Origin of the sequence: Prevotella sp. AGR2160 (assembly GCF_000424185.1) — a bacterium.
GTDB lineage: Bacteria > Bacteroidota > Bacteroidia > Bacteroidales > Bacteroidaceae > Prevotella.
The window spans coordinates 1-8877 of the sequence record NZ_AUJK01000034.1; the positions used below are offsets into that span (position 1 = coordinate 1).

General features: G+C 42.1%; 9 protein-coding genes and 1 pseudogene. 5 read left to right on the forward strand and 5 right to left on the reverse strand.

Annotation, left to right across the window (positions count from 1 at the left end):
• Positions 1-235 (reverse strand): annotated as a pseudogene (locus tag G604_RS0112265) (DDE transposase); the annotation flags it as partial.
• Between the two features lie 206 nt (positions 236-441).
• Here G604_RS0112265 and G604_RS0112275 point away from each other — a divergent pair.
• From G604_RS0112275 to G604_RS0112285, 3 genes are all read left to right on the forward strand, one after another.
• Positions 442-1356 (forward strand): hypothetical protein, encoded by a 915-nt coding sequence (locus tag G604_RS0112275; protein WP_155941956.1) that lies wholly within the window; start codon positions 442-444, stop codon positions 1354-1356.
• Between the two features lie 77 nt (positions 1357-1433).
• Positions 1434-2180, forward strand: coding sequence for a uracil-DNA glycosylase family protein (locus G604_RS0112280; RefSeq protein WP_028910811.1), 747 nt, complete (start codon positions 1434-1436; stop codon positions 2178-2180).
• 32 nt (positions 2181-2212) lie between these two features.
• Positions 2213-2800 carry a hypothetical protein gene (locus G604_RS0112285; protein WP_028910812.1) on the forward strand — a complete coding sequence of 196 codons (588 nt, stop codon included), beginning with the start codon at positions 2213-2215 and terminating at the stop codon, positions 2798-2800.
• A 9-nt stretch (positions 2801-2809) separates the two neighbouring features.
• Here G604_RS0112285 and G604_RS15740 read toward each other — a convergent pair whose 3' ends face one another.
• The gene (locus G604_RS15740) at positions 2810-3337 is read right to left on the reverse strand and encodes a GNAT family N-acetyltransferase (RefSeq protein ID WP_028910813.1); all 528 of its coding nucleotides are present in this window, start codon (positions 3335-3337) and stop codon (positions 2810-2812) included.
• Between the two features lie 31 nt (positions 3338-3368).
• On the opposite strand from G604_RS15740, the gene G604_RS0112295 reads away from it, so the two are divergent.
• The gene (locus G604_RS0112295; protein ID WP_028910814.1) at positions 3369-3848 is read left to right on the forward strand and encodes a hypothetical protein; all 480 of its coding nucleotides are present in this window, start codon (positions 3369-3371) and stop codon (positions 3846-3848) included.
• 83 nt (positions 3849-3931) lie between these two features.
• Here the strand turns inward: G604_RS0112295 and G604_RS14885 are convergent, their stop codons facing one another.
• A complete protein-coding gene (locus G604_RS14885; RefSeq protein WP_028910815.1) occupies positions 3932-5104 on the reverse strand; it encodes a VWA-like domain-containing protein in 1173 nt (390 codons plus the stop codon).
• Entirely contained in the window at positions 5101-6168 is a 1068-nt protein-coding gene (locus tag G604_RS0112305; RefSeq protein WP_028910816.1) for an AAA family ATPase, read from the reverse strand. Before G604_RS0112305 ends, G604_RS14885 begins: the two co-directional genes overlap by 4 nt.
• Positions 6169-6690: 522 nt before the next feature.
• Here G604_RS0112305 and G604_RS0112310 point away from each other — a divergent pair.
• Complete coding sequence (locus G604_RS0112310) at positions 6691-8103, forward strand: ATP-binding protein (protein ID WP_028910817.1); 1413 nt, start codon at positions 6691-6693, stop codon at positions 8101-8103.
• 465 nt (positions 8104-8568) lie between these two features.
• Here the strand turns inward: G604_RS0112310 and G604_RS0112315 are convergent.
• The coding region (locus G604_RS0112315; RefSeq protein WP_028910818.1) for an IS66 family transposase at positions 8569-8877 on the reverse strand (309 nt) is incomplete at its 5' end.

An 8877-nucleotide genomic window follows, 5' to 3' on the forward strand; every position in this document is an offset into this window, starting at 1 on the left:
CAGGGAAGTCGTATATCATCCTCTCTTCACCGAAGCCGTTTGACTTGACGCCATCAAAGCCCTCTGGACGATTGTCCTTCTCATCAAGATATATGTGAAGCTCGGTCTTGTAAAGCTTCCCGTGATCTTTGGCTGGCTGCTCGTTGAAGTCCACCACGTCAAAGTAGTTAGTCACGCCCTCGGGGAGGATATATATCGCTAAACCTTTGTAGAAGTCTATCTTTTCTTGTTCCATGACCGCAAAGGTAAGCAAAAAAAATAGTTTTAGCACGCTATCATATCAAGTTCTTTGGTTAGGCAGCGGCATCCGCCTGCCACGGACAATCCCCCTTGGGCCGAATGATCTCAATGGATTGGCAGAAATGCTTGCCGAAATAATAATGAGTAAGAAGAGTAATTCGACGCTACAACCGACGTACAATGTAGTAAAATATTAAGATTATGGTAAACGTTTTGCAAAACTTGATAGAGGCTTTGCGCCGAAAGTTGATAGCTCAAGATAAAGATATCCTTGAGATCATCCAAGATGATTTTGACCTTTATAAGATTCGGCATCGTGCAAATCTGGGCAGCAATAGCTCAGATGGGCTTACTCATCTCATCACTGTAAAGGATTATACTGATGAAGATGCCCGGAAATCTATTGAACAAATCATAGAGATGGCGAAAGCTGGCGCCCCTGATTGGTTTTCAATTCTTAAAAGTCAAATGACAGAGCGCGCATTCCAGGAGGTGATAGAGAGTATTGCTGCTTCCAAGCAATCACCCAAGCTACAGTCGGAAAAGATAATAAAATCAAGCGAGGACGTTGCGGCAAAATTCTCTGATTCTTATCCTAAATATGGCATAAGCATAGTACCAAAATGTTCCAATCGAGCTTTGTGTGGTATAGAATTTTACAATCGGTTTGATCCAAATGAAGAACCTCATGAGATTAAATTCGGTGACCGTAATGCAGAGAGCCTCTATATGTATTTCCTTTTGCATCCACGTGTGGATAAGGATAATAAAGATATTTTAGAAGGGTGGTACACTATCCACTCAAAAGTCTTTCCTCCAAGTCCGAGTTGGAAAAGTGAATTTGAGAAGAACCCAGATGTCGTTGACAACAAAATTCTTGCTGATATATGGAAGCAGTCCCTTACCAATGCTAATAGTAAGGTCAGAGAGGTGCTTGCACTTTGCGAAAACAATGACAAGCTTGACTATTACATTATAAATACATGTCAGAATCCTGAAAATAAGAGAAGAAAGTTATATTCATTAAATATTCCGAAAGAGCTCATAGACGTTTCCGTACTTGAGTTGCTGATAAATGGAAAGATGAATACTGCGCCTCAACCGATGCAGAATTAAAGAATTTATACGTATAGAGTTAGATGAGACATCAGCGTATAATGCTTATCTTTGCAACGTAATTCAAAACAAGAAGCATGATGAGTATAAATCTCAGCTATCCGACACTCAACTTGATAGCCAACTATTTTGGAGCAAGTCAGACTTTAATGTCTCAAATCAGTACTCATATTGGAACACAGTATGAGAATGGTCAGTTTACGAAGGGAGCAAAAGCTGCTTTCTCTTCTTTACCAAACAGTATAAATAATGGAACCACTATTTCCGGCATAGATCTTCCTGTCATGCTCTCGGACAATGTGGACGCCCCTAAAAAGACAGTATTGATCTTAGGGCAGGACCCGCTCAGAGATCCTCATGATCTTATGTTGCCAAGCGGGTACAATGCAGCAACGGAGGTAGTCTTCGGACTTCCTTATGCGGTCCAATTCGGCAAAAAGTATAAAGGTGTTAAGCTCTATCACTTGATGTTCGAGGACATTATTCGAGCTAGCAAAAGCGTGTATCTTACTGATGCCTACAAGTTCTGGATTAAGGTCGGACGTAAGACGAAGAGTGTGAAGCAGCTGGCTGTACAGCTCCTTCAGAATGAAATAAACTCTGTAAAGCCAGATAGTATCCTGCTTTGGGGCAAGTCCGCGAACGCTATGTTCACGAAGTTTCATCTACGCACAAATGCCAACATTGTGAGCATGCCGCACCCATCAGGTGCTGCCAATGGAGAATGGAAGAAAGTCCTTTCTGGAGCATACAGTGCCGGATCCAAGGCAACATTCGACAATAAAATCAAGTACTTTATAGGCAATATCTTACCACAGCTATAAGTCAAACTTTAAAAATATCACGAACTATGAGCATGGAGTTTATAGTAAGAGGTGTCGTTGTGGGGAACCGCAAGTCACTGGAAAAGATCTCGGATGGTTGGAAGAATTTAAATAATTCTTTGGATATCTGGGCTAAATCATCAATTGATGAGAATGGGAATCTTAGATTCATTGGCCAAATGACCAATAACATTGGCGTAGCAGCAGCGATCGACAAGTTCCTTACCAATGACGTAAAGTGCTACCGCCTTTGGGGAACCATTGATGGTTGTTGTGAACTGTATACGGATGATATAGAACACAAGTTCTTCAACAAGTATTTCGTAAATTACCTCGGTGCTGAGGAGGAAACATGGACCTTCTTTGCAACCAATGATGATGTCGTCAAATATCTGATGGAAAGACTGGGCAACAATCCAAAGTACATGGATGACTTCAAGGAATCAGGAGAGACTGACATGACCAAATACCTGCTTGAGAATAGCATCGATTATGGATACCGTACGGAGCCGGATGATCCCGTTATGATTTCAGAAGTTGGAGATAATGGGGAATACGAGGCCCTTGATAGAGCATATGCAGGCGAAGAGATAGAAGATGATGAAATGGCATGGTCTTAACTACCATGCTTAACATTTCACGCAGTCTATAATTCCTGCTCTCTTGCACATTTCTCTCAAAAGGTGGATGGCGTCTTCTTTGGAGATGTCACCACCATGGGTAATGATAAAGCAATCTATGGTTTTATCCAAGGTCCATAAGAAAGGAATGGTAATGCCAGTATCCTCGTATCCTGCTGCGGCATGGAAATGACGGAACTTGTCTCTGTTGTAGCACTCCATCATACCGACTTGTATGAGTTGAGGATAAAAGTTCCACATGATATGGAGTATCTGCTTGCCGAGTCCTTTGTTTCTGAATTCCTGTAATACCGTAAGGAAGTAGATGAACATATATTTGTCAAATACAGAATATTGCGCTACGGCACATGGTTTGCCGTCGAACATAAATAATAACACAGGCGTGTCCTCTCTCCGAATGCTATAGTCTATTCTGCCTTTGCTTAGCCCGAAGACATCTGCGAAGGCGGCAACTACTGTGTCGTAGAGGGGATCACTCATTGTGATATTACGATATGTTATATGCTCAGAAATCATTGTAATTGCAAATTTAATAATTTTCTTCGATATGGAGAAGTGCGAATTTAGAAAAGTCTTTGAAAAAATAGCAGATAATATCTACCAAAGGGAGAGGTATAAGCATCCTACCTGGCATCGTAGCAGTCAGCATATGGTCCGGGGGGATTATCGAAAAGTACGCGAAGTCGACGATGAATATCACGGTGATATCTACCTTGTCTTTAATCCTGAAGACTATCTGTCCATCCAGCCATATCTGAATGCCGTTGGGCATTTCTTTGATCAGAACAACTATATGGTTCACCATGTCTATTCTGTTCCACAAGCCTTGATTAATGGTAAAATTCGCCCTAAGGAAGAAACTTTTTATAATAATATCAAGAAGCCTAATCTTGAAGGAAAAGAAGTTCGGCTATTATCTGAAGATGAGTTCAAGTGTAAGTTTGAATCTGATTATCTGATGCTGATCTTTTTGATGCCAAGTAAGATGATTGTTAATGAGCAGGAGATATACATCGGTAAGACATGAGTCGAAACCGATCCAGCCATCACCACATTGCTATAGTGATGGCTGAAAGGCCAATAATTTTACAACTATGTCCCGATAGAGAGCTATTGTATGCAGCAAATTCTTCCCAATTGCCCTAATCTATCAATATGCTTGTACATATCATCGTCATTATAGAATACCCATACTATCTTTGTTCTCATGGATGATGGTATCGTGGGCGTAGGAGCGCCACCGTCAGTAAAGATCAGCAGACCATCGTAGTTGGTGTGTGTTGTCGCATAATCTATGACGGGCTGGAAGTTAGTACCACCTCTTCCAATTGCTTCGAAAGAGTTTAATTTTTTTTTCTTTAGAACACATTTCAGTCCTTCCGGTTGTGTGTTGACGTCAGTGTCAAACTGGATGACATCGCAACGTGTGATGCCATATTTGAAGAACCGGTCTATGACATGAAGAAAATTACTGATGTCCTCATCCGAAACAGAGCCACTTACATCAACAGCAACGAGTAGCTGTGTGGTGAAATCATACACAGATCCCATCTGTTTGAATCCGAATCTTCTGCTCGGCCGCATCCTTGTCAATTTGCGTCTTTCACTGAGCACAGAAGCTCTAAAACCGGAAAGGACTTTCCTATAATCTATTCGGCCCTTGCCTGCATCTTTAATGATACCTTTCAAGGAGGCGGAGCTTGATCCCCACATCTGGCTATTGTTCAGCAATGAGCTAATGTCAGCCTGTAATGTTTCATCCTGTGCCCACAATTCAACGTATGAGGCTTTCTCGTCCTCTGTAGTTAACTGTTCATCAGAGCCGTCTCCAGTTGTTGATTGTTGTTTGCCGGCAGGAGTATTTTCTGTGTTTTCCTGTTTCTGTTGCTCAGCTATCATACGGACATACCATTCGTAACTTTTACCATTTGGCAGATTGAATTCCTTAGGAGTATGAATTCCCGGTAAATAAGTATAGTATTGTGATATGGCGCAATCACTACCCGCAAGTATGGCAGAAGGTGATGCCCCCTTCGGTTTTCGCAGATAAGGATGCTTGAGAACTATGCGGATCATCTCAATATACAACGTGCTCTTAAGAGCATTGTCAGACAATGCTTTGATCATTGTAGGGTTATATTCGATGCGTCTTTCCCCTGAGCGAATACGACACTCCATCTTAGGATTAGACCTAAGCTGAAGACTGCAGTAAACGCTATAGAAGATTGGCTCGGTAAGGAACCATTCATCGCAGATGCCTCTTATTCTCTTCTCAACTGTCATTGATCAATGATGAACTTATTAATCCTGTTGTATATTCCTGCCAGATTACCTGCTATGAATAATTGCAATTTAGAATATTTGTCGCTGGTGAAATCAGAAATAAAATAAGCAAAAGCCTCTTGATTATTTTTCTGTAGTTCTTTCAGAAAAGCGGTCAAATTCTTCTTTACAATGGTGATATCGAGACTATCCAGTGCCCCCGCATCAGCAAACTCGTAAATACTGTCAATGACCACACAGAGCTGATGCAACTCATAGTCCTTCATTATTTTTTTTACGTTTGGATAATCAGTCAGAATCTTTTCAGCTGCGATGAGTGACTTCTGATTTAGAAAGTTGTAAAAGGTCTCTGCAGCATGAATGCCTACGACACCACCTACTATCTTGATGAGCACGGGACTTATATTGGTGACATTCTTCATGATGTCAGCGACTTTTGTCCATGCCCGACGGTCAGGATCTTTATCCAAACCCTGATCTTCGCTACTGTCGGCACTATGATCAAGAAGCTCAGGATGCACACGAATGAAGTTGACCACTCTAGAGTCAAGTCCAGTCTTCTCAGCCCATACCAGCCACTCATCTACTGTGGGGCGGAAAGTATAGATGTTGAATCTTGATACCAGCGCGGGGTCAAGATCAGTAAGTTGATACTCTTCACCCTCATTGACAGCCGAGATGATCCTACTACCCTCAGGTAACTTTCGCCCTGCCAACTTTCTGTTGAGAGCAAGGTCCATAACTGTTTGTAATATCTCAGGACGTGCTCTGTTCAACTCATCAAGAAAAAGTACGATGGGCTTGCCATCAACAGGGAACCAATATGGCGGCATGAAGTCAGTAGTGCCTGTCGTTGCATTTTTCTCAGGGAGTCCAAGCAGATCACCCGGATCGCTCATCTGGCCCAAGAATAGTGCAACAACTTTCATCCCAAGCTCCTCGAAATAGGAAGTCAGAATCTGTGACTTACCTATTCCGTGGCGCCCAGCGAGCATAATATTCTGTTCTGGAGGTGTAACTCTCAGCACCTCCAGAAGTTCCTTACTATTTATTGTTATCGGCATAGATTACTTTATCTCATTCCAGATTTTATCTATCCTATCAGAATATTTCTTCCATTCTCTTTGAATGTCAGGGAGCTGTGAGATGACTAATGCCAAAGCATGGACATCGAGGTTATCTCTTTTGATCTGGAAATCTGAATGCCAATGAACTTTATACCAATACTCATTTCTAAATGAACTTGCATAATTCGAATGCGGAGAGTTCTTTATAGGTCCTCACTCTGCCTTGCCTTGGCTTATAGTTAGCAATATTTTGTTTTCGTGACAAAGTTACGAATTATTTCTTGCTTGTGCAAATGTTTTTTCTTTTTTTTAAGCTGTAATTCAATTTTTCTTTACTGGCAACCACTTAGTCAAGCTTTGATGTACTACAAAAATTAGAACGATATGATTTCTTCGTCAACAATAAACATAAGCAGAGTTCATTCATATTGTGATAGATTTTTTCCTTGAAAAGTTTGGTAGGTATTTTGGAATTTACTATTTTTGCAAAAAGTAATTTTGAAAATAGTTAATTAGAAAATGGATTTCATTGATAGAATAGATGAACAAGAGAGGCTGCAAAGAGCTCTTAGTTCGGATAAGCCTGAATTTGTTGTCTTATATGGCAGAAGACGACTGGGAAAATCAACACTTATAAGAAAGGTGCTGAAGGACAATGATGTTTATTATGAAGCCAGCCTCGCAGAAAAGGCAACACAGATAGAACTGCTTGCCCATACTATAGGCTCAGTTTACACTGGTTTTGACGTATCAATTTATACAGGCTGGGAAAACATCATTCTTGCATTCAACCGCTATTGCGACGAGAATGCCACATTAGTCCTGGACGAGTTTCCTTTGATGGTATTCAAAGATCCATCTTTGCCCTCTACTCTACAAAGAGTAGTCGACCGGCGCATCATAGGAGGTGAAGGCCTGCGTTGCAACATCATCATCTGCGGTTCCTCACAGCGAATGATGCAGACACTCATCAAGAGTTCTGAGCCATTGTACGGCAGAGCTGAAGAAGAATTCTGTCTGAAACCTATCCGACTCCCTTATTGGTATGATGAGATGAAGATGGACGCTAAGTCGCTTATTGAGGAGTATAGTGTTTGGGGCGGCGTACCACAATATTGGAGCTACCGTTCAAATTGCAGATCATTAAGGGATGCTATTCAAAAGCTCATATTGACGGACAATGGCGTGCTACTGGACGAACCATCCAAGCTATTTCTGGACGATGCAATGGATGTTGCGCCTTACTCGTCTATTATGACGGCTATCGGCAGTGGCAGACACAGATACTCTTCTATCGCCGATGCTATGGGAAAGAAAACTGCTGAACTTGGCAAGCCTATCAACAACCTCATAGAAATGGCGTTCATCAGGAGAGAAGTGCCATTTGGCGAGAGCCCTAAAAAGTCTAAGAAGACGCTGTATCAGATCGATGATCCGTTCCTGTCTTTCTATTATAAATTTATAGAACCTAACAAATCTTCTATTGTTGTTGGCAGACGTCAACGTGTAGAGGATAAAATTAAGAAAGGTTTCCCTGAGCTTGTAGGCAAAATATGGGAGTCGCTCTGTCAGCTGGCCGTTTCCGGAAATGATCTCTTTGGCCATCCTTGGGATATGGCAAGCCGGTGGTGGGGAAAGGCTCCGGTTTATGAGGAAGGTAAAAAGACTCCCGTAGGATTTGAAGACTTGGAGTTCGATGTAGTCGCTCAGGACTATGAGGACAAGAACACCATCCTCGTAGGTGAATGCAAATGGGCTTCAGCAGACTATGCGGACCGGCTTTTGGAAAAGCTGAAGGCGAAGACATCAAAGGCTCCGTTCGCTCAAGGAAAGAATATCGTCTATGTGCTTTTCCTCAGAGAAAAGCCAAAGTCCCAGGCTGATTGTAACATCATGCTGCCGGAAGACGTTATCAAAGCATTGCCAAGATAAATTCACACGCCAAGGTGCAGGGTGCACGGTACCTATATATATAGTACCGCGCACCCTGCACCTTTCCTGTACCGAAAATAAATCTAACTGATTGTTGGCCAAATATTTGGTGGTTCGAACATTTTTTGCTAACTTTGAACCCAGAAATAAGCGTTCTTTCAGACCCGACTGAGGGTCATTAGAGGGGTCAGCAGATGGTCTGAACTCGGTACATATACGGTACAGGACAAAATGCAACGACTCTAACTGATTGAACATTAGAAACTTAAGAAATTAAGTTCGGGAGCCTCTCTCTCCGCGGAAAAATTTTAACATTTATTGCTAAAAGTTCAAGAAATTAGCTAAGTGCCGTAATTCCAAGGAGTTACGGCACTTTCTTTTGCATTCGTTCTCATCACGAAACCTCTAAAAAGTAAGCGTATCCGCGATGCTAGCTGCCTAGCCAAAAAAAATATCGCTCAGCGGCTACTGGTCGATATGAGTTTGTTTCCACCTGTCGGGTAACAGTTCACGGTATTTTTCGTCAGGTGTCTTTGGCGGCAGTGCGGCTGCCTTGTTGATGATATCGGAGATATACTCAAAGAAGTTGATACCCTGTAATCTGCAGGAGCAGGCCAACGAGTACAACATAGCTGCCCGTTTGGCACCGGCATGTGAGCCGAAGAAGAGCGAGTTCCTTCGGGATAGTGATATGTATCTGTTGAGCCTCTCCACAAGATTGTTGTCCAGGTGATAATCTCCCCTCTTGAAGATATTCATCAGACCGTCCCATTC